At 59.3% G+C, this 20,558-nt stretch carries 21 protein-coding genes; 6 read left to right on the top strand and 15 right to left on the bottom strand.

Features of this window, described 5'->3' with window-relative positions:
* Positions 1-94: 94 nt before the first annotated feature.
* From rplV to rpsL, 11 genes are all read right to left on the bottom strand, one after another.
* Entirely contained in the window at positions 95-613 is a 519-nt protein-coding gene (gene rplV / locus PW789_RS06090) for a 50S ribosomal protein L22 (protein ID WP_299372971.1), read from the bottom strand.
* Positions 614-644: 31 nt separating this feature from the next.
* Entirely contained in the window at positions 645-929 is a 285-nt protein-coding gene (gene rpsS / locus PW789_RS06085) for a 30S ribosomal protein S19 (RefSeq protein WP_299372968.1), read from the bottom strand.
* 19 nt (positions 930-948) lie between these two features.
* On the bottom strand, positions 949-1,773 hold the full coding sequence (gene rplB, locus PW789_RS06080) for a 50S ribosomal protein L2 (RefSeq protein ID WP_299372965.1): 825 nt from the start codon (positions 1,771-1,773) through the stop codon (positions 949-951).
* A 105-nt stretch (positions 1,774-1,878) separates the two neighbouring features.
* Positions 1,879-2,172, bottom strand: coding sequence for a 50S ribosomal protein L23 (locus PW789_RS06075; RefSeq protein WP_299372962.1), 294 nt, complete (start codon positions 2,170-2,172; stop codon positions 1,879-1,881).
* Complete coding sequence (rplD, locus tag PW789_RS06070) at positions 2,172-2,843, bottom strand: 50S ribosomal protein L4 (protein ID WP_299372959.1); 672 nt, start codon at positions 2,841-2,843, stop codon at positions 2,172-2,174. The genes PW789_RS06075 and rplD overlap by 1 nt, the downstream gene beginning before the upstream one ends.
* Positions 2,844-2,987: 144 nt before the next feature.
* Positions 2,988-3,725: a 50S ribosomal protein L3 gene (gene rplC / locus PW789_RS06065; protein WP_299372956.1), complete on the bottom strand. Its 738-nt coding sequence runs from the start codon at positions 3,723-3,725 to the stop codon at positions 2,988-2,990.
* 66 nt (positions 3,726-3,791) lie between these two features.
* A complete protein-coding gene (rpsJ, locus tag PW789_RS06060; RefSeq protein WP_013581294.1) occupies positions 3,792-4,109 on the bottom strand; it encodes a 30S ribosomal protein S10 in 318 nt (105 codons plus the stop codon).
* 69 nt (positions 4,110-4,178) lie between these two features.
* On the bottom strand, positions 4,179-5,366 hold the full coding sequence (gene tuf, locus PW789_RS06055; RefSeq protein ID WP_299372936.1) for an elongation factor Tu: 1,188 nt from the start codon (positions 5,364-5,366) through the stop codon (positions 4,179-4,181).
* Between the two features lie 53 nt (positions 5,367-5,419).
* On the bottom strand, positions 5,420-7,507 hold the full coding sequence (gene fusA / locus PW789_RS06050; protein ID WP_299372933.1) for an elongation factor G: 2,088 nt from the start codon (positions 7,505-7,507) through the stop codon (positions 5,420-5,422).
* Between the two features lie 80 nt (positions 7,508-7,587).
* Positions 7,588-8,058, bottom strand: a complete 471-nt coding sequence (gene rpsG, locus PW789_RS06045; RefSeq protein WP_299372930.1) for a 30S ribosomal protein S7 — start codon at positions 8,056-8,058, stop codon at positions 7,588-7,590.
* Between the two features lie 72 nt (positions 8,059-8,130).
* Positions 8,131-8,514: a 30S ribosomal protein S12 gene (gene rpsL, locus PW789_RS06040; protein ID WP_299372927.1), complete on the bottom strand. Its 384-nt coding sequence runs from the start codon at positions 8,512-8,514 to the stop codon at positions 8,131-8,133.
* Between the two features lie 664 nt (positions 8,515-9,178).
* Between rpsL and PW789_RS06035 the strand changes: the two genes are divergently transcribed.
* A complete protein-coding gene (locus PW789_RS06035) occupies positions 9,179-11,242 on the top strand; it encodes a S9 family peptidase (RefSeq protein ID WP_299372924.1) in 2,064 nt (687 codons plus the stop codon).
* A gap of 234 nt (positions 11,243-11,476) precedes the next feature.
* The gene (locus PW789_RS06030; protein ID WP_299372921.1) at positions 11,477-13,753 is read left to right on the top strand and encodes a hypothetical protein; all 2,277 of its coding nucleotides are present in this window, start codon (positions 11,477-11,479) and stop codon (positions 13,751-13,753) included.
* Positions 13,754-13,826: 73 nt separating this feature from the next.
* On the opposite strand, the gene nusB is transcribed toward PW789_RS06030, so the two are convergent.
* Together nusB and ribH are read right to left on the bottom strand one after the other, a co-directional pair.
* The gene (gene nusB / locus PW789_RS06025) at positions 13,827-14,249 is read right to left on the bottom strand and encodes a transcription antitermination factor NusB (protein ID WP_299372918.1); all 423 of its coding nucleotides are present in this window, start codon (positions 14,247-14,249) and stop codon (positions 13,827-13,829) included.
* Positions 14,249-15,136 (bottom strand): 6,7-dimethyl-8-ribityllumazine synthase, encoded by an 888-nt coding sequence (gene ribH / locus PW789_RS06020; protein WP_299372915.1) that lies wholly within the window; start codon positions 15,134-15,136, stop codon positions 14,249-14,251. Before ribH ends, nusB begins: the two co-directional genes overlap by 1 nt.
* Positions 15,137-15,213: 77 nt before the next feature.
* Between ribH and PW789_RS06015 the strand changes: the two genes are divergently transcribed.
* The 4 genes from PW789_RS06015 to PW789_RS06000 all read left to right on the top strand — a co-directional run bounded on the left by PW789_RS06015 (position 15,214) and on the right by PW789_RS06000 (position 18,778).
* A complete protein-coding gene (locus tag PW789_RS06015) occupies positions 15,214-16,008 on the top strand; it encodes an enoyl-CoA hydratase-related protein (RefSeq protein ID WP_299372913.1) in 795 nt (264 codons plus the stop codon).
* Positions 16,009-16,076: 68 nt separating this feature from the next.
* Positions 16,077-16,652 carry a hypothetical protein gene (locus PW789_RS06010; protein ID WP_299372910.1) on the top strand — a complete coding sequence of 192 codons (576 nt, stop codon included), beginning with the start codon at positions 16,077-16,079 and terminating at the stop codon, positions 16,650-16,652.
* A gap of 73 nt (positions 16,653-16,725) precedes the next feature.
* Positions 16,726-18,243 carry a monocarboxylate uptake permease MctP gene (mctP, locus tag PW789_RS06005; protein ID WP_299372907.1) on the top strand — a complete coding sequence of 506 codons (1,518 nt, stop codon included), beginning with the start codon at positions 16,726-16,728 and terminating at the stop codon, positions 18,241-18,243.
* A 73-nt stretch (positions 18,244-18,316) separates the two neighbouring features.
* Positions 18,317-18,778, top strand: coding sequence for a DUF1440 domain-containing protein (locus tag PW789_RS06000; protein ID WP_299372904.1), 462 nt, complete (start codon positions 18,317-18,319; stop codon positions 18,776-18,778).
* Here PW789_RS06000 and PW789_RS05995 read toward each other — a convergent pair.
* Together PW789_RS05995 and PW789_RS05990 are read right to left on the bottom strand one after the other, a co-directional pair.
* Positions 18,775-19,830 (bottom strand): purine nucleoside permease, encoded by a 1,056-nt coding sequence (locus tag PW789_RS05995; protein WP_299372901.1) that lies wholly within the window; start codon positions 19,828-19,830, stop codon positions 18,775-18,777. The genes PW789_RS06000 and PW789_RS05995 overlap by 4 nt on opposite strands.
* A gap of 35 nt (positions 19,831-19,865) precedes the next feature.
* Entirely contained in the window at positions 19,866-20,549 is a 684-nt protein-coding gene (locus PW789_RS05990; protein WP_299372898.1) for a radical SAM protein, read from the bottom strand.
* Positions 20,550-20,558: the final 9 nt, after the last annotated feature.

The following is a 20,558-nucleotide window of genomic DNA, read 5'->3' as shown; positions in this document are numbered from 1 at the left end:
AGCTTCCCTTTACTCTCCGCTCCTGACCGGTTGAGCCGGCGGGCGATGCTGCAAAACCCTTCTATTTTACTGCAAAAACAGGCATGAAATCCGGTTACTTTGCGGCTTTCTTTGTTGCCGTTTTCTTTGCAGCTGCCTTCTTCGCGGGAGCCTTTTTGGCTGCGGTCTTAGGCGCGGCCTTCTTGCCCTTGGCTGCCGGAGCGGCCTTGGTCTCTTCCGCAGCTGCGGCCGTGGTCGGCTTGCTCTTCTCGGCCACAGTCACAATGATGTGGGCGAGACGGCGCTGGTAACGGAACGCACGGCCCATCGGGGCAGGGCGGATCCGCTTCATGCGCGGGCCTTCGTTGGCGACAGCCGACTTGACGTAAAGATTATCGACGTCGACATCCAGGCCTTGCTCCTGCGAGACGTAGTTGGCGTTCTGAATCGCGGAACGCAGAACCTTCTCGACTACCGGAGCGATGCGCTTGTTGTTGAAGTGGACCGTATTGATCGCCTGCTCCACGCGGAGCCCCTTGATCAGGTCCAGGACGAGCTTCGCCTTCTGCGGGCTGGTGCGCTGAAACTTGGCCTCGGCGCGAAACTCTCTGGTTTTTTCTGCTACGTTTGCCATGACTTCTTCCTTGAAAGCAAAAACGAAATTCTTACTTGGCCTTGGTCGCCGTCTCGGTCTTAGCCGAGTGACCCTTGAAGGTGCGCGTTCCAGCAAACTCACCGAGCTTGTGGCCGACCATGTTCTCGGTCACGTACACCGGGATGAACTTACGGCCGTTGTGCACAGCGATCGTGTGGCCGACGAAGTCCGGGTGGATCGTCGAGCGGCGCGACCAGGTACGAAGGACCTTCTTGTCGTTCGTCTGGTTCATGACATTGATCTTCGTCATGAGGTGGTCATCAATAAATGGACCCTTTTTCGTAGAACGTGCCATCAGTTAGCTCCCGAATCCTTTACTTGCTGCGGCGGTTCACGATGAACACATCGGTCCGCTTGTTGTTACGTGTCTTGTATCCGCGCGTCGGCTGGCCCCAAGGGGTCACAGGATGACGTCCGCCCGAGGTCTTACCCTCACCACCACCATGCGGGTGATCGACCGGGTTCATCGAGACACCGCGGTTGGTGGGACGAATGCCCTTCCAGCGGTTGCGGCCGGCCTTACCGACGGTCACGTTCTCGTGATCGGTGTTGCCAACCTGGCCAACGGTCGCCATGCACTCGATGAGAACCTTACGGGTCTCGCCGGAGGGCAGCTTCAAGAGCGCGTAATCGCCTTCCTTCGCAATCAGGTTGACCTGAGCGCCGGCCGAGCGTGCCATCTGCGCGCCCTTGCCAGGACGAAGCTCGATGTTGTGCACGATCGTACCAACCGGAATGTTCTTCAGCGGCAGAGCATTGCCAACCAGGATGTCGGCCTCGGGGCCGCTCATGATCGACTGACCGACCTTGAGTCCGATGGGCTGCAGGATGTAACGCTTCTCGCCGTCAGCATAGCTGACCAGGGCGATACGCGAGCTGCGGTTCGGATCGTATTCGATCGTGGTGACCGTAGCAGGAATTCCAAACTTGTCACGCTTGAAGTCAATCAGGCGCAGCTTCTTCTTGTGACCGCCGCCATGATGGCGGATGGTCATCGCGCCCGACGAGTTGCGGCCACCGGTGCGCTGCTTGACTGCGAGCAGCGGCTTGTGCGGCTTGTCCGTCGTCAGGTCATCATTGACCAGCTTCGTTGCGAAGCGGAGTGATGGAGTAATCGGTCGAAATGTTTTGATCGGCATCGTCTTCTTTGCTCCTAGCTTTTACTTCCGAGCTAGTTTTCGAAACTTCAAACTCTGTTCAAGCTGGTTCATACTGTTTGCGAACCAGCGACTATCGGCAGCGGCCTACAGGCTGTCGAGGTACTCCGGCATCTTCTCGCCATCCTTCAGGCGAACATATGCCTTCTTCCAGTCGGGGCGATAGCCGGCGAAACGTCCACGTCGGCGCTCCTTGCCCTCGACAATTGCAGTGCGAACAGTCGAAACCTTCACTTTGAAGAGAGTTTCAACGGCCTGCTTGACCTCGGTCTTGGTCGCATTCTCAGCAACCTCGAAGACGAGGGTGTTCTGGGTCTCTTTGACGCCCATTCCCTTTTCAGTAATCAGGGGGCGACGAATGACGGTATACAGGGTCGGCATTACGCGACCTCCTTCTGCGAAGCCTTACGCTTCGATACATACTTCTTCAACGTCTCCTGCAGCGCTTCAATCGCATCCTTCGAGAAGACGGCATGCTCGTAGCGGAGAAGATCGTACGGGTGAACCTCGGAGCTGAGAACGAGCTCAACACCAGCCAGGTTGCGCGAACCGAGGTACAGCTTTTCGTCGAGCTTCTTGCTGGTCTCGACCAGAAGAGTCGTCTTGCCCGCCTCGAGCTTGTTGAGAGCCTGACGGTAGAGCTTGGTCTTCGCCTCGGGGACCGAGAACGAATCGACAACGGTGAACTTGCCGTCCTGGATCTTCGCAGCGATCGCCGAACGCAGAGCGCCCATCAGCTTTTTCTGCGGGAACGCATACTCGTAGCTGCGAGGCTGGGGTCCGTGGACCGTACCGCCGCCACGCCAGAGCGGGGTGCGGATCGAACCGACGCGAGCGCGGCCGGTTCCCTTCTGCTTCCAGAGCTTCTTGCCAGCGCCGGAGACCAGCTTCCTGTTCTTGGTCGCCGCGGTGCCCTGACGGAGAGCGGCGCGATAGTGCTTGACCGCCTCCCAGAGGAGCGAGTCATTTACCTCACCGGCGAAGACTGCGTCGATGAGCTCAAACTCACCGACCTTGCTTCCACCGAGATTGACTACATTGATGTTTGCCATCGTACTTCGTTCTCTTTCTGTGCACGCCATCGATGCGGCGTGCCCTAGCTTTATTTCTCTGCTTCTTTCGGTCTGTTCTCCGAGCAGAGTTTGTTCGGTATCCAGAAGCAGACTCCTATCTAGAAGCCTGCTTCTGGACAGTTCTTACTTCTTCTTTGCCGAAGCCTTCTTCGAAGCCTTCAGAGCATCCTTGGTAGCTGCACCAGCGAAGCCACGACGCTCGCGCGGTGGTGCCTTGGCCTTGGAGATGAGCACATAGCCATCACGCGGGCCGGGTACGGCACCCTCGACCAGAATAAGATTGTCGTCCAGGTCAATCGCGCGAATGCGGAGATTGCGGACCGTCACCTGATCGTGTCCCATATGACCGGGCATACGCTGGCCGGGGAATACGCGCGAGGGGAACGACGATGCACCGATCGAGCCCTGCACCTGGAACATGTGACCGTGCGACTTGGGACCGCCACCGAAGTTGTGGCGACGAATGACGCCCGCAAAACCACGGCCCTTGGAGGTTCCGATAATGTCCACAAACTTCTCATCCGAGAAGATGTCGACAAGAACGCGATCACCAGCCTTCACCGGGGTCGCCTCTTCACCTTCGGCGGCAACTGGAGTCTCAACCGAGACTTCCTTCATGACGCGAACCGGAGGAACATCCGACTTCGCGAAGTGACCGGTCATAGCCTTGTTCACCTTCGAAGCCTTGACGAAGTCAACATAGCCGATCTGTGCGGCGTCGTAGCCATCCTTGGCCATCGTCTTGAGCTGCGTAATCACGCAGGGGCCAGCCTTCAGAACCGTGACAGGGTGAACTTCACCGTTGTCATCGAAAATCTGAGTCATGCCGACCTTTTTACCGAGAATTCCTGATACTGACATCTTCTTTTCCTTTCCTCATCATGCCCTTGGGCACTGTAGGGTACTGCTCAAATCTCAATCGAAGAACTACTTCTGAACCGTCTTGATCTCGACGTCCACACCAGCGGGGAGATCAAGCTTCATCAGAGCATCTACCGTCTGCTGGGTAGGCTCGAGGATGTCGATCAGGCGCTTGTGGGTACGAATCTCGAAGGCCTCGCGCGACTTCTTATCGACGTGGGGCGAACGCAGAACGCAGTACTTGTTCTTCATGGTCGGCAGCGGAATCGGCCCTGCAACCTGCGCTCCAGTGCGCTTTGCCGTCTCAACGATCTCTCCGGTGGAGGTGTCGAGTACGCGGTAGTCATAAGCCTTCAAACGAATCCTGATTCTCTGTCCTGCCATTGTCTTCTCTCTTTTCTTTGCGCAAAGAACTGGTTGAGTCGCCGCCCGCCGAAGCAGGCGGCGCTTTCACTACTTGATGATCTCGGAGATGGTGCCTGCGCCGACGGTGCGGCCGCCTTCGCGGATAGCGAAGCGAAGACCCTTCTCCATCGCCACCGGCGTGTGCAGCGTGATCTCCAGCTGGATGTTGTCGCCAGGCATCACCATCTCGGTGCCCTCAGGAAGCTTCGCCGAGCCAGTCACGTCCGTCGTGCGGAAGTAGAACTGGGGACGGTAGCCGTTGAAGAACGGGGTGTGACGACCGCCTTCTTCCTTCGACAACACGTAAACCTCGCCCTTGAACACCGTGTGCGGCGTGATCGAGCCCGGCTTCGCCAGAACCATGCCACGCTCCACATCTTCCTTCGCCGTTCCGCGAAGAAGAAGACCGGCGTTGTCGCCCGCAAGACCCTCGTCCAGCTGCTTCTTGAACATCTCGACGCCCGTTACCGTCGTCGCCTGCGTGTCGCGGAAGCCCACGATCTGGGCAGGGTCGCCAACCTTGATCTTGCCACGCTCGATACGGCCCGTAACAACAGTGCCACGGCCCGAGATCGAGAAGATGTCTTCGATCGGCATCAGGAACGGAAGGTCGACCATGCGGTCAGGCTGCGGCACATTCTTGTCCACCGCTTCCATCAGCTCGTCGATCTTCTCTTCCCACTGTGCTTCGCCGTTCAGGGCGCCAAGCGCCGAACCGCGGATGACAGGAACGTCGTCGCCGGGGAAGTCATACTTCGACAGAAGCTCACGAACTTCCATCTCCACCAGGTCGATCAGCTCAGGATCCTCAACCGCATCGCACTTGTTCAGGAACACAACGATGTACGGCACGCCAACCTGACGAGCGAGCAGAACGTGCTCCTTCGTCTGGGGCATCGGGCCGTCCGTCGCTGCAACCACCAGGATCGCGCCGTCCATCTGCGCTGCGCCCGTGATCATGTTCTTGATGTAGTCGGCGTGGCCAGGGCAATCGACGTGGGCATAGTGACGGTTCGCCGTCTCGTACTCCACGTGCGACGTCGCGATCGTGATACCACGCTCGCGCTCCTCAGGAGCGTTGTCGATCGTATCGAACGAACGGAAGCTGTTCTTCGGGTTGTGCTTCGACAGAACCTTCGTGATCGCCGCCGTCAAAGTCGTCTTGCCGTGGTCAATGTGGCCAATCGTGCCAATGTTCACATGCGGCTTGGACCGGTCAAATTTTTCCTTCGCCATTGCTCTCTCCGTCTTCCTTGAATTTCTTCAAATCCTGGTTAGCATCGCGCTAACTATTCCTTGCCCTGCACCTTGGCGATGATCTCTTCCGAAACCGACTTAGGCGCCTCTTCGTACTGCTTGAACTGCATCGAGTAGTTCGCGCGGCCCTGAGTAGACGAGCGCATGTGCGTCGCATAGCCGAACATCGTCGACAGCGGCACCGTCGCCTTGATCGCCTGGGTTCCGCCGACCATCTCCATGCCTTCGATACGTCCGCGGCGGGAGTTGAGGTCGCCGATGATCGTTCCCATGAACTCTTCAGGAACGGTCACTTCCACGTCCATCACTGGCTCAAGCAGAACCGGCTTCGCCTTCCTTGCAGCTTCCTTGAAGGCCATCGAACCGGCGATCTTGAACGCCATTTCGTTGGAGTCGACATCGTGATAGCTTCCGTCGTACAGCGAGACCTTGATATCAACCATCTCGTATCCGGCAAGAACGCCGCGAGTCATCGCGTCCTGAATACCCTGGTCGATCGGCTTGATGTACTCCTTGGGAATCACGCCGCCCTTGGTATCGTTCGAGAACTCGTAACCCTTACCCGGCTCGTTGGGCGAGATGCGAATCTTGGCGTGGCCGTAGTTACCCGATCCACCGGTCTGACGGATGTACTTACCTTCAGCTTCGGAGTTCGAACGGATCGTCTCACGGTATGCCACCTGGGGCTTACCAACATTGGCCTCGACCTTGTACTCGCGCATCATGCGGTCAACGATGATCTCGAGGTGAAGCTCGCCCATGCCGGCGATGATGGTCTGACCCGAATCAACATCGGTATGCACGCGGAAGGTAGGATCTTCCTGCGCGAGCTTGGCAAGCGCCATGCCCATCTTCTCCTGATCGGCCTTGGTCTTCGGCTCAACTGCGAGCTCGATAACCGGCGCGGGGAAGTCGATCGATTCGAGCACCACGGGTGCCTTGTCCGTGCAGATTGTGTCGCCAGTAACCAGATTCTTCAATCCGACAGCCGCGCAGATATCGCCCGCGAGAATCTCTGTAATCTCTTCGCGCTTGTTCGCGTGCATCTTAAGCAGACGGCCAATACGCTCCGTCTTGCCCGTACGCGGATTCAGAACCGAGTCGCCCGTCTTCAACGTTCCCGAGTAGACACGGATGAAGATGAGCTGGCCAACGAATGGGTCGGTCATGATCTTGAAGCCGAGTGCAGCGAAAGGCTCGCTGTCATCCGTCTTGCGTACGACCTTCTCTTCCATGTTGTCCGGGTTCGAACCAACAATCGGAGGAATATCGAGCGGGCTGGGCAGATAATCGAGGACAGCATCGAGAAGAGTCTGCACGCCCTTGTTCTTGAAGGAGGATCCGCAGAGAACCGGGAAGATGTGCATTCCGATGGTTGCCTTACGGATGCCAGCCTTGAGCTGGTCCACCGTGGGCTCCTGCCCCTCGAGGTACATGTTCATCAGTTCATCATCGTGCTCAGAGACAGCCTCGATCAGGAAGTGACGAGCCTCGACAGCCTTATCCATCAGGTCGGCAGGAATCTCTTCCACCGAGTACTGCGCGCCCATCGTCTCGTCGTGCCAGAGGATGGCCTTCATGATGACCAGGTCAACCACACCGGCGAACTTCGCCTCAGCACCGATCTGAATATTGATCGGCACAGCGCGAGCGCCGAGGCGATCAACGATCGTCGAGGTCGCATACACGGCATCCGCGCCAGCCTTGTCCATCTTATTGATGAAGCAAATACGCGGGACCTTGTACTTGGTGGCCTGACGCCAAACCGTCTCGGACTGTGGCTGCACGCCAGCAACCGCATCGAAGCACGCAACCGCACCATCAAGCACACGAAGCGAGCGCTCCACCTCGGCCGTAAAGTCCACGTGGCCGGGGGTGTCGATGATGTTGATGCGATGGTTCTTCCAGGTGCAGGTCGTGGCAGCCGACGTAATCGTAATGCCGCGCTCCTGCTCCTGCTCCATCCAGTCCATGGTGGCAGTGCCCTCGTGCACCTCTCCGATACGGTGCGTGATGCCCGTATAGAAGAGAATGCGCTCGGTCGTCGTCGTCTTGCCGGCGTCGATATGCGCCATGATTCCGATATTCCGGCAACGATTCAGAGGTGTAGTGCGTGCCACGATCCGTCTCTCATCTGCGGGCCAATCCCGCGGTTAGCTACTGCGTTGAATCCAAAATCAAACTTCGAGAACTGGGAAAACTACCAGCGGTAGTGAGCGAAAGCCTTGTTTGCTTCAGCCATACGATGAACATCTTCCTTCTTCTTCATCGCAGCGCCACGACCATTGGCCGCATCCAGCAACTCCGCCGTAAGCTTCTCGACCATGCCCTTCTCTCCACGAGCACGGCCATAGGTCACGAGCCAGCGGATCGCCAGCGAAGTGCGGCGCTCAGGGTTGACTTCGATCGGCACCTGATAGTTCGCACCACCAACGCGGCGGCTCTTAACCTCAAGGAGCGGCTTCACATTTTCGACAGCCTTCTTGAAGAGCTTCAGGGCTTCGTCGCCACCCTTCTGCTCCAGGTTCGTCATCGACGTATAGAAGATCTTCTGGGCAGTCGACTTCTTTCCGCCCCACATCATCGAGTTGACGAACTTTGTTACAAGGGTCGAACCGTACACCGGGTCGGCAGCAACTTCACGCTTGGCGATATAACCTTTTCTCGGCATCTCTTCTTCTCTCTTCTTCCCCTGGCGCGGGACTTCTCACGAGCCAGGCTTGAACGGCTAAAACTTCAAAGCTTACTTAGCGGCAACCTTCGGGCGCTTTGCGCCGTACTTAGAGCGGCTCTGCTTGCGGTTGGCCACGCCGACGGAGTCGAGCGTGCCACGAACAACGTGATAACGAACGCCCGGCAGATCCTTCACACGGCCGCCGCGGATCAGCACAATCGAATGCTCCTGCAGGTTGTGGCCGATACCGGGGATGTAGGTCGTAACCTCGATGCCGTTAGTCAGACGGACACGGGCAACCTTACGGAGCGCCGAGTTCGGCTTCTTCGGCGTCTGGGTGTAGACGCGGGTGCAAACGCCGCGGCGCTGGGGCGAACCCTGCAGGGCAGGCGAGGCAGTCTTATAGCGAGTGGGCGTGCGGCCCTGCTTGACGAGCTGATGAAACGTAGGCACTCGAACTCCTTGGTATAGCTAAAACCTAACTTTTGTCAGGCGCTCCGGAGAGTCAGACTTCGCCCTTTGCGGTACACGCGCAAAAGTGAGGACGCAATCGCGCCCTTCGAGCGAAGTACAACCCTGCTTCGCGTCTGTAGAACCCTTTACAACCAGACGAAAACAGTCGACGGTGGCTGGATCTTTTGGCCAATCCAAGGCTGCCCTTCGGCGACCCCTGACCTGCCCAACTCCGTTTCGCTGTTCCGGCCCACATAGCCCATCCAAGGTGGAGGGTGTCGCAGACTCGTATCGATGGGCCGCAGGTTCTTACGCCCTGCGGTTTATCTTTCTGGTATCCAGTATATCGCAAGTTAACTCTTCCCGCCTACCGCTTTGCGAGAATCGTTCACTCAATACGCCGGGCTTGCTGCCCGCGCACCCCTGCATTGACACACAGCGATGCGTTCCAAATACCCACGGAACCATGTGAGGATAACAAGTTCTTTTCCACAAGTCAACGAAATCGTGGCTCACAGAGGCAGCTTTACTCCTTGTGCTCGGCATGCAATGACAACCCTCAACTGGAGTCTCGGCAGGAAGTGTGCAACGCCTGCTTCTGCGACTGTTTCACCCGCTCGAAACCCATCCGGTTCCCGCTGCCGAATGCTAGCCTTGACCCAGAATGTTTTCACGAACCATACGACCTGTCCTGCTTCCTCTCCTGTTGGCCGTCACGATCGCTTCCTCGCAGGCGCAGGAGACAGCCCATGATGGTTCTTCCCGCTCCGGCGATCCCCGCATCAGTGCCCTGATCTCAAGCCTGGGAAAGACTCGTACACCGACAGATGCCGCCATCTCACCCGACGGAAGAATCGTCGCCTGGTCTGTGCGCGGCAGCAAAGGTGAGGAGCTTCACCTGACCGAACTTTCGTCCGCTACAGACAAGACGATTACTCCAGCGCCCGGTGCCACCTGCGGCGGAGGCGCCCCTACCTGGTCGCCTGATGGCGAGAGTCTCGCTTATCTGTCTACCTGCATGCCTTCTGCTGATGGGCAGCCACAGGTCATCGTCTGGTCGAAGAAGACAGGGGAATCGCAGCAGTTGACTCATCTGACCGGTGCCATCACCTCGCCCGCATGGTCCCCGGACGGCAAGAAGATCGGCTTCCTCTTCGTTGAAAACGCCACCCGCTCCGCAGGTGCACTGGCCGCCATGAAGCCGTGGGATGGCGTCATCGGCGAGGACGGCGTCGAGGTGCAGCGTGTTGGTGTTGCCGACGTTGCCTCTGGCTCTTTCGCCCAGGTCACCCCCAGGACGCTCCATGTCTACGAGTTCAACTGGTCTCCTGACTCGTCAAAGTTTGCCTATGTCGCGGCCCCGCCACCGGGGGAAAATACCTGGTGGGTCGCACAGATCTACACGCAGCAGGCCCTGGGGGGCGATCCCACATCCATCCTCGATACAAAGAAGGTGGACGGCCCGCTGCACGGCCTCCAGATCGCCCTTCCCCGCTGGTCGCCTGACGGCAAGCAGATCGCTTTCATCGGTGGACTGATGAGCGATCAGGGTTCGACCGGCGGCGATATCTGGTCGATTTCCTCCGGCGGAGGCAAGCCAAAGGATCTCACCCCCGGCCGCACCTCGACACCTGCTTATTTTGCATGGCTGAATGAGGAGGCGATTGGTATCTCGGAGCACCTCGGCGGCAGTTCGCGCCTCATTATTCACCGCCTGCAGACTGGCCAGGACGATGCCTCGAAGTCGATCACTTTCCCTGAGAGCATTGGCTCCGGCACAGCAGCGATGAGCATTTCCATCTCCCAGCACGGTGATATCGCGATCATCCGCAGCTCGTTTGAGCACGCCCCGGAGGTATGGGCAGGCCGTATGAACGCCTTGAAGCAGATCTCGCACCTGAACGACGCGATCAAACCTCTCTGGGGCAAGACCGAGAACGTGGAGTGGATGAACGAAGGCTTTCATGTGCAGGGCTGGCTGCTCTATCCGGCAAACTACGATCCTGCAAAGAAATATCCCTTGATCGTCTCCGTCCATGGAGGACCGTCGTCGGCCGTCTCCCCGCGCTGGCCGGGCCTCGGATACGGCGGCGTTCCCTTCTCCTCGCTTGGCTACTTCGTCTTTATGCCGAACCCGCGCGGAAGCTACGGCCAGGGAGAGGCGTTTACCCAGGCCAACCGCAAAGACTTCGGTTACGGCGACCTCCGCGACATCACCACCGGCATGGACACCATCGAGGCCCGGTTGCCCATCGACAAGAGCCGCGAAGGCCTGACCGGCTGGAGCTATGGCGGCTTTATGACGATGTTTGCGGTCTCCCAGACCAAGCGTTTTCATGCCGCCGTCGCCGGAGCTGGCATCAGCGACTGGAAGAGCTACTATGGAGAGAACTCCATCGATCAGTGGATGATCCCTTTCTTCGGCGCCAGCGTCTATGACGATCCTGCCGTCTACTCCAAAAGTTCGGCGATCGAGTACATCAAAAACGTGACGACGCCTACTTTGGTCGTCGTCGGGGACCGGGACGGTGAGTGCCCGGCGCCACAGAGTTTTGAATTTTGGCACGGCCTGCGCGCTGTCGGCGTAAAGACGCAGCTGGTCGTCTATCCCAACGAGGGCCATGGTTTCCGGTCGCCGGAGCATCGCCGGGATGTCCTCGAAAGGGCGCTTAATTGGTTTGAAACCGAGATGCCGGCCAAGGTATCCGGAACTACGGCTGGACGGTAACGACGTATCGCTCGGCGATTCGTCAAAAACCACAGTCACATATTTGCCTCGGAAGACTTCGGCTTTATACACTGAAGCCTCGGGAATTCAGCGTTTGCGGTGAAACCGTTCATATCGCGCACTGCGGTTGAACGGGGAGGTTCAATGCGTCGGTTTGTTACTCTAGCGGTCCTGCTTTTATTTACTATTCCTTTCGGCATCTCGATCTCAGGTTGCGGGAAGAAAACTGCTGTTGTGTATTGCAATGGCGGCGATACCGGACCGGTTGTCGGTCAGGTCTCTACCATCACCCTACTGCCGCGTATCTATGGGATCTCGATGAACCAGGGCCAGATTGCCCAGGTCTCAACTCCTACCGCGACCGACTGTAAGGGCACCTCAGTTACTGTCAGCGCCTACACCTATGGTGTCTTCGATGCCAACGGCAAAGCGACCCTCAATATTGCGGACGTCGTTCCGTCGGGAACCAATGCCGGCAAGCTGTGCGCCGGCACCTGGAACCGCAACTCGGGAGCCGGCATCGCCGACTACACGACCTGCAACGAGACTGATCTTTCGGGTGAGGTTTACGTTGTGGCTTCGGGTGCAGGAGCGAACAGCAACCCGCTGCCGATCTTCGTGCACCCCAAGGTTGCCAGCGTCATACTTGGTAATCCCACGGCGACTGCTGACTGTTCGACAAGCACTGACCCCTCGTCGAACTGCTGCCCGCTTGCCTCCCAGGCAACCGTCACCGCTGATCCATACGTCGGCAATGCCTGCCTCTCGCAGGGCAGTACTGGCCAGTTGGTGGCGCGCGCCTATGATTCAGCCGGCGCCAACATCACCTGCCAGGTCGGCCACCTGACCTTCGCTGCGCAGGCGACCACCATCGTCACCATCGATGAAAACGGCGTGGCCACAGCGCAGCAACCGGGATCGACGGTCATCACCGCGAACCTGACGCAGACAGGATCGTCGGCAGGCTTCTTCTCGACCTGCCCACCAACGAAGATCAGCTTAACGGTTCCGAATGTAACGTCTGGAACGAGCAGCGTCTCTGTCGACCAGAACACGACTCAGCCGTTGTCTGCAGTTGCGACCGACCAGTACGGAACGACGCTGACCGGCCTCACGCTCGACTTCGTGTCGACGACGCCGATCACGGTTCCTGTCTCGACGACCGGCACCGTAACGCCTGCGTTCCCTGGAGCAGCGGCCATTACGGCTTTCTGCCAGCCGCCGGATTGCAACACGGCACCGGTCAACCAGATCGGCCTCTTCGGCAACGGCAAGCCCATTGCATCCAACGATGTCAATGTGACGTCGCCCGGCACGAACAGCACGCTGCTCTGGGCTGGAAGCACCCAGTCGCGCTACATCTACCCGGTTGACTTCACCAACACGGCTCTCAGCGCTGCAGTCCGTCTGCCGTATGCTCCCAACTCGATGGTGCTCTCCAACGACGGCACGACGATGTACATGGGGACGGACACCGAACTGATGGTGTTCAACGCCAGCACCAACAGCCTCACCAGCGAATTCACCAACGTCGCCGGCAAGGTTTTGGCCATCTCGCCCGATGGAACGAAGATCATCATCAGCGATCCGCGCAAGAACCTCACGTACCTGTACACCTCAGCCGGAGCCATCACCTCCACCTACGGCGGTGTCGGCGTTCGTGCGCAGTTCACGCAGGACAACAACACGGTTTACATCACCATGGGAACGCCTGACAGCAGCTACAACGTCACACCTAATAATCAGCTGCTGGTCTACTCGTCCTTCACCGGATGGAACCAGGTCTCGCTTACTGCTCCAGCAACCGACGTCGCGATTGCGGTGCCGAGTGTGGGCGCCTACCTCGCCGGAGCGGCGACCACGGCTCGCAGCTACTGCTCCAGCACGACCATCGTCGGCACTCCGCCCGATCAGTCCTCTATCACCAATGTCGCCTATCCGCTGGCTGATACCGCGACGATTCCGACGGATCGCGTTGCAGCAACCAACGACGGCCTCCACATCATCGGAGCGACAGCTACCGCTGGCGGCTCCCTGGTGGATCTTGGCTTTTCGAAGGGTCTCCCGTTGGCCGACTGCCCGACCACGGTTGCACCGGACTACTTCACCGCCAACCGCGGAACATCGAACACGCTTCCTCTCGGCGTGACGGTTTCGGCAATTACTGGCGTCATTGCCACCTCTGATTCCGCAAAGGCGTTTATCACCTATACCGGATCGGGATCGCTCCCTGCTTACAATCCATCGACGGGTGTTCTCTCGCAGGTGGCTCTCACCAGCGGCGCGACAGCTCCTGTCGCTGCCGTACCCAGCGCCGACAACACGACGCTCTACGTTGGCACTTCAGGTGACAATCAGATCCACCTGATCAACACAACGACACTGGTTGACGATGCAACGAAGATCATCGCTCCGAAGCTGCCGCTCTACAACAGCAACGGAACCGACTCTTCGACGACCTACGTGACGCCGAACCTGATCGTACAGCACCCGCGCAAGGCGACCTCATAGTTCGCCGAAGCACTAATAAAAGAAAGCCCTCTCCACGGAGAGGGCTTTCTTTTGCTGCTTACGACAGAAGGATCTATGCGAGACGCTGCTTCAGCAGCTCGCGCGCAATGGCGTCGAGCACACCGTTGAGGAACTGGATAGACTCAGGCGCAGCATAGCGTCGTGCAATCTCCAGCGACTCGTTGATGATGATCGCAGCAGGCGTGTTCGGGCTGCCCATCATCTCCGCAACCGCGGCGCGAATCAGGTTCCGGTCTACGACGGCCATGCGCTCCAGCCGCCAGTTCTGTGCATGGGCCTCAATGAGCTTGTCGATCTCCGGCTGGCGCGCCGTGGCGACGCGATAGATGTCTTCGGCAAACGCCCGCGTGTCCTCGTCGATATCGTCACGTGATTCCCAGAAGAGCTTGTCCACCTGCTCCGGTGTCTGTTTGCCCAGGTCTCCCTGGAAGAGCATCTGCATCGCCAGTTCGCGGGACTTTCTTCGCATACCCATTACTTGCCGTCCTCGCTCGCCTTGATCTTGCGCTGAATGGAAACCATCTCGATGGCGGCGACCGCAGCCTCGAATCCTTTGTTCCCTGCCTTGATACCGGCGCGATCCAGAGCCTGCTCCAGCGTCTCGCAGGTCAGGACGCCGAAGGCGTGCGGAATGCCTGTATCCTGCTGCGACTGACCGATGCCGCGCGCAACCTCGTTGTAGATCGCCTCATAGTGCGCAGTCTCACCGCGAATCAGGCAGCCGATGGTGATGATCGCGTCGAAGCGCTTCGTCTCCGCCAGCGTACGCGCCGCAGAAGGCACCTCCCAGGCGCCGGGGACACGAACGATCTCTACATCCGCACGCGATCCGCCACTACGCAGAATGGCGTCGAGCGATCCCTGTAGCAGACGGTCGGTAATGACCGCGTTCCAGCGAGCCGTCACGATGGCAATACGCATCCCGGCAGCGGAGAGGTCTCCTTCGATCGCTGCAGGCTTTCCGTGGAGAGGATTTTCCGACTGCCAGAATCCGATGGTCAGCCCTTCGCTTGTGCCGTCAGACAATTTGACTGTAAAGAGGCGACTGTTCCAATGCGTCAGCTCCGGCCCGCTCAGCAGCGTCTCAATCTCTTCGCTGCGGTAGTTGGACAGCATCCACTGATGCACCGCACGATGGACGGCGTCCAGCCCGAAGACCTCAATCAGGATCGGCGGTACCGCAGGCGCGCGTCCGGAGACCAGCTCCAGGTTGCCCAGCGGCGCCAGCAGCGCTGTACCGCGTCCGGTGCCGTCATCCCAGCCTTTTCCCTGCTCAAATCCCAGTGAGAGCAGCAGGCGGCCCAGGCTCTCGTGAGCATCCGCCGAGGCAACCTCGCGGACCAGCGTTATTCCCTTAATCATGACTTCGATTGTATCGTTTACCGATCTCAACCATTGAGACGGACTCCGCGCTAAAACAAGGAGGCAGAGGCATCCGAATGGAGGCAGGCAAAGACTACGAGACGCTGCTCTGCGAGACCAGAGAGCAGATGGCAACCGTCACCCTCAATCGACCGCACGTTCACAACGCTCTGAATATCCAGATGTTCGCGGAGCTGCGCGATGTCTTCGGAAGCCTCGCCAGGGATCCTGCCATTCGCGTCATTCTGCTGACCGGAAGCGGTGAAAAGTCTTTTGCTGCGGGCGCTGATATCAGCGAACTTGTCGTCGTCAATCGTTCTGCAGGCCGTGCCCTCGCACATCGTGGAAGCAGTATCCTGCGCCAGATCGAGACCTGCGGCAAGCCCGTCATCGCTCTGGTCAATGGCTTCGCCCTCGGCGGCGGCTGCGAGCTGGCGATGGCTTCCACGCTTCGCATCGCCTCTGAGACGGCAACGTTTGGTCAGCCAGAGGCCAGGCTTGGGCTGATCCCCGGCTATGGTGGCACACAGCGTCTTCCCCGGCTGGTGGGCCAGTCGGCGGCCCTGAAGCTGCTGCTCACCGCCCAGATCATCACAGCCGCAGAGGCACTGCGAATCGGGCTGGTGGATGAAGTCGTCGCACCAGAGAAGCTGCTTGCCCGCGGGGAGGAGATAGCCCGCAGCATTCTGCAGCTGGCGCCGCTCGCGATCGCGGGCTGCCTGGAGGCCGTCACCAAGGGAGCCGACCGCAGCCTGGACGCCGGCCTCAGCCTTGAGGCGTCCATCTTCGGCAAACTGTCCGGGACAGACGATAAGACGGAGGGAACAAAGGCATTTCTCGACAAGCGCCCTCCGGTCTGGACAGGGCGTTAAGTCTGCGCCTCTTTCCCATAACGGACCGCGGATGCAGGAAATCAGCGGGAAAATCAATGAAACTTGATATGCTGATAGTCGATATGTTCACCCCTTCCGGGCGATCCCGCCTTACGGTCGTCCTCTCCTGCGCCCTCGCTCTTCCCTTGACCCTGACCGGTTGCAACCATGGTCCATCGACTGCTGCGGACGCAGCGAATCTCGCAGAACAACAGCGTCTCGCGCTGGATTCAGCAAGACAGCAACTGGATATGATCCCGCCTCCCTCCAAGAGCCGCTATATGGCGGTGCGCAGCCTGGGTTCATGGGAAAATCCCTATCTGACGGTGCAGGGTGACATGGTCTCTCTCCATGTTCTGCTTGCCGACTCCAATCCCAGCGAGATTGGGCAGGGTGGCCTGCTCCGCCCCGTGGGGGCACGGCGGCGCAATCTGGACGTCCGCCTGAACGACCTGCCGACGGCATTAAACGCCATCCCCAGCAGTTCGTGGCCCTATGGACGCGTCCTGGCCGTTGAAGAGGCGCATGACGTGCCTCCAGCAGCTCGCGCCGGGGTCCGGCGTAACGTTGAAGCCGTCTACAAGACTCTTGGGGATCTGGGCATCGTGGTCTACGAGTGGAACGAGCCGGGCCGCGGCCTCTAACTCCGCTCCATCGACTGACTTCCCACTCTTCCATGCGCTAACATGGGGTCACTCTGACAAGGGAGCCCTTTGATTGCACACCACGGCGCTGGCGGTCTTCTGCCTTTTTTTTGTTCTCGTCACTCTTGCAGGTTTCTGGGCAGCACGCTGGCGCAGGCCTGAAGCCGGCATCGAATCACTCGAGGAGTGGGGCCTCGCAGGACGAAGCTTCGGCACCTGGATCACCTGGTTCCTCGTCGGCGGCGACCTCTACACCGCCTATACGGTCATCGCCGTTCCAGCAGCGTTGTACGGCACAGGCGCGATGGGATTCTTCGCCCTGCCGTACGCCACGATTGCTTATCCCTACATGATCCTGGTTCTGCCGCGTTTGTGGCGGGTGTGCCATCGGCATGGCTATGTCACCTTTGCCGACTTCGTGGGCGGGCGGTTTGGCAATCGCTGGCTGACGGTCGCCATCGCGCTGACGGGAATTCTGGCGCTGATGCCCTATATCGCGCTGCAGCTGGTCGGCATGCGTGTCGTCATGGCTGCGATGGGCCTGCACGGCGAGTGGCCGCTGGCTGTGGCCTTCATCATCCTCGCAGCGTATACCTACTCGAGCGGTCTGCGCGCTCCGGCGGTCATCGCCATCGTGAAGGACATCATGCTGTATGTGATGGTCCTGGCAGCGGTCATCGTGATCCCCATCAAGCTCGGCGGATACGCTCATGTCTTCACGCTGGTCAGTCACGCACTCGCAACCCACCATCCTCCGGGCTCCCTCAACCTGCAGCCGAAGCAGTATCTCGGCTACTCAACGCTGGCGATCGGCTCTGCGCTGGCGCTGATGCTCTATCCGCACACCGCGACTGCTGTCCTATCGGCCAAGAGCGCCAATACCGTCCGTCGCAACGCCGCGATGATGCCCGCTTACAGCTTTATGCTCGGCATGGTGGCGCTTCTCGGCTATCTTGCCCTCGCTGCCGGCATCGACGTACACGGCGACACCAGCTCTGCTGTCCCGCTGCTCTTTCTGCAATCGTTCCCCGAATGGTTCTCCGGATTCTGCCTGGCAGCTGTCGCCATCGGCGCCCTGGTCCCCGCGGCAATCATGTCCATCGCCGCTTCCAACCTCTTTACCCGCAATCTGTACGGCGAGTTGTCCGGCAGGAAGATGCTGCCGCATCAGGAGTCGAACATGGCCAAGATGGCCTCCCTGGTGGTGAAGTTTGGCGCACTTGTCTTTGTGATCTGGTTGCCGACGCCCTACGCCATCGAGATGCAGCTGCTGGGCGGCATCTGGATCTGCCAGATGGTGCCATCGGTCGTGCTCGGCGTCTTTACCCGCTGGTTTCATCCCTGGGCGCTGTTGGCAGGATGGGCGGCCGGTATGGCCGCAGGAACCGCGATGGCTGCATCCCTCGGCCTGAAGAGCTCGGTCTACCCGCTGCATCTTCCTGCGTGGCTGGGGGGTGTCTATCCAATGTACGCGGCGATCACTGCCCTGCTGCTGAATCTTACGATCGCTGCGCTATTGACGCTTGTGTTGCGCGCCATGGGAGTGCGCGAGGGACACGACAGTACAGACGCCGCGGCATACTTCGGCTAAGCTCAAGGTGTTGTCGCAGCACCGCGCAGCCCACATCGCTGCAACGGCATCCTAAGTTTTGAGGTGAGCACGCGTGAGCAGACAACAGAGATCGATCGCCAAGGGTGTTGTCGCCGGACTGATCGGCGGCATCGTCGCCACCGCGGTGAAAAATGCCGTCGGGCGCGCCTATCCGCCACGGAAAGCCAGCGAGAGCGACCCCGCCGCCCTGGTAACGCGCCAGGTTGGCCGTCTTGAGTTGACTGTGCGGCAAAAGAAGATTGCGAAGAAGACGATGCATTACGGCTTCGGAGCCGCTGCTGGGGCCGCCTACGGGGCTGCGGCCGAACTCTACCCAGCAGCAACCTCCAAACAGGGCGCCAGCTTTGGCATGGCGCTGATCGCGCTCAACCAGGACAACATCCTGCCATCCATCGGTCTTGCGGAAAAGAAGTCGCAGACCAAGCGCGAGCACACCAGCGAACTGATCTCATTCGTCGCCTACGGTATTGTGACCGAGACCGTGCGGCGCATCGTCCGCCGTATGATCGCCTAGTTCTTGCCGGGAATCGTCTCGCGCGTCTGTGCCCAGTTGGCAACCAGATCATCGACAACGACATGGCCCACGCGATAGGCGGAATCGAGCGCGGGCATGTATGCGCTGTACTGTTTGATTTTGGTCTCTCCGAGGCTCTCGGAAGCGGTCTTTCCCGGGCGTTGCTGATCGTAATTCGAAGCCGTACGCAGCACCAGCACGCGGTGAATATCCACCTTCCCAGCCTTCGCCAGCCAGGTCAACGACTGCAGCGTACCGCTATCTTCCATGCCACAGACCGCGTAGGTGCCCTTGCCGTCCGTCTGGTACTTCACCCAGTCGCGCGCCCACTGGTTGAGCAGCTTTCCGTGCCAGAAGGTCGCAGCTGAAAGATTATCGCCGCGCAGCACAAAAGGCGGCCGCTTCGCATTCGGTTCGTCAAACTGCTGACGCCGTTCAGCAATACCGGCCGTGTCCTGCAGCTTGAGGTCCTTCGTCTTCTCGTACGCCCAGGTCACCAGCGCAGGATTGAGCTGGTAGATATTTCCGTCGTCACCAAAGCGTGCCTGGCGCGGCTGTTCATACGGTGTCGATTTGCCAAGCGGGACAAAGCCTGTCTTCCAATCTTTGGGAATCTCCCGCGCATCGATCTCATGGGCCAGATCGCCGTCGATGACATACTCCGACCAGACAGCCGATCCAAGTGAGCCCATCGCAGGATCGATCCCAGCAATGCCTGCGACGACAAAGTACGCATGCGTCAGGTCGAAGCGGGGATCGCTTCCCAGCGCCATGATGGTCGCCGCTGCGCGTGCGGTGCCGACGCCAGTAAGCACACCGAGCACACCGTCCTTGTTCATGCGCAGATCGTGATACCCCTCAGGGAACGGCAGCACCGTGTCGAGATGCTCCCGCTCAACCCAGTACTGGTACTCGCCGGGAACATCGCCGGTGTCGTTGCCGACCTCGAACATGTTGACGACGACGACCTTGATCTCGATAGGCTTCGTGGGCGTCTGGGCGAAGAGACACGAGGCCGCAAGCAGCAGAGAGGAGGCAGCAAAGAGGCGCATAACTGATGTTAGCGCACAGAGCCTGAGGAGCCGGGCTAGACGCCCTTCTTCTGCGGCTCCCAGATGAACTTATGGATCTGCAGCGAGAGCCTCGCGGGCAGGCCATCTTCGAGCATCCAGTCAACCAGCTTGCGCGGGTCCAGCGCCATATTATCGGCGGAGCGAAGCAGGCTGGGCGTCTTCTGGAATGCGGGCGACAGCAGAATGTGCCCTGCCTTCGTCTCGAGCGCATGCTCACGGATGAAGTCGCGGGCGAACTCGTAGTCGGCGCGATCGCAGATGACGAACTTCACCTCGTCGTTCGCGGTCAGTGCATCGAGATTTTCCATGCGAAAGCTGTTTGACGCAGCACCAGCGCCTGGGCACTTCACATCGACGATCTTGTGAACCGCCTTTGGCACATCAGCCAGCGGCCGCTCGCCCGAGGTCTCGATCATCAACTCGTAGCCGTCATCCAGCAGACGCCGCATCAACGGAAGCAGCTCCCTGGCGTGCAGCATCGGCTCGCCACCGGTAAATTCCACCAGCTTGCAAGGCGCCAGCGCCTCGATCTGGGCAACGATCTCGTCCTCGGTAAACGGCTTTCCACCGGAAAAGGTGTATTCGGAGTCGCACCACGCACAACGCAGGTTACAGCCTGCGCTGCGCACGAAGATGCATGGCACTCCGGCGAAGGAAGACTCCCCCTGCACGGATTTGTAGAGCTCGATCAGGTGCATGGCGAATGG

It is taken from the genome of Edaphobacter sp., from assembly GCF_028283685.1.
GTDB lineage: Bacteria > Acidobacteriota > Terriglobia > Terriglobales > Acidobacteriaceae > Edaphobacter.
Note: the sequence above shows the minus strand (reverse complement) of the source record. Positions and strands in the feature narration are given on the sequence as shown.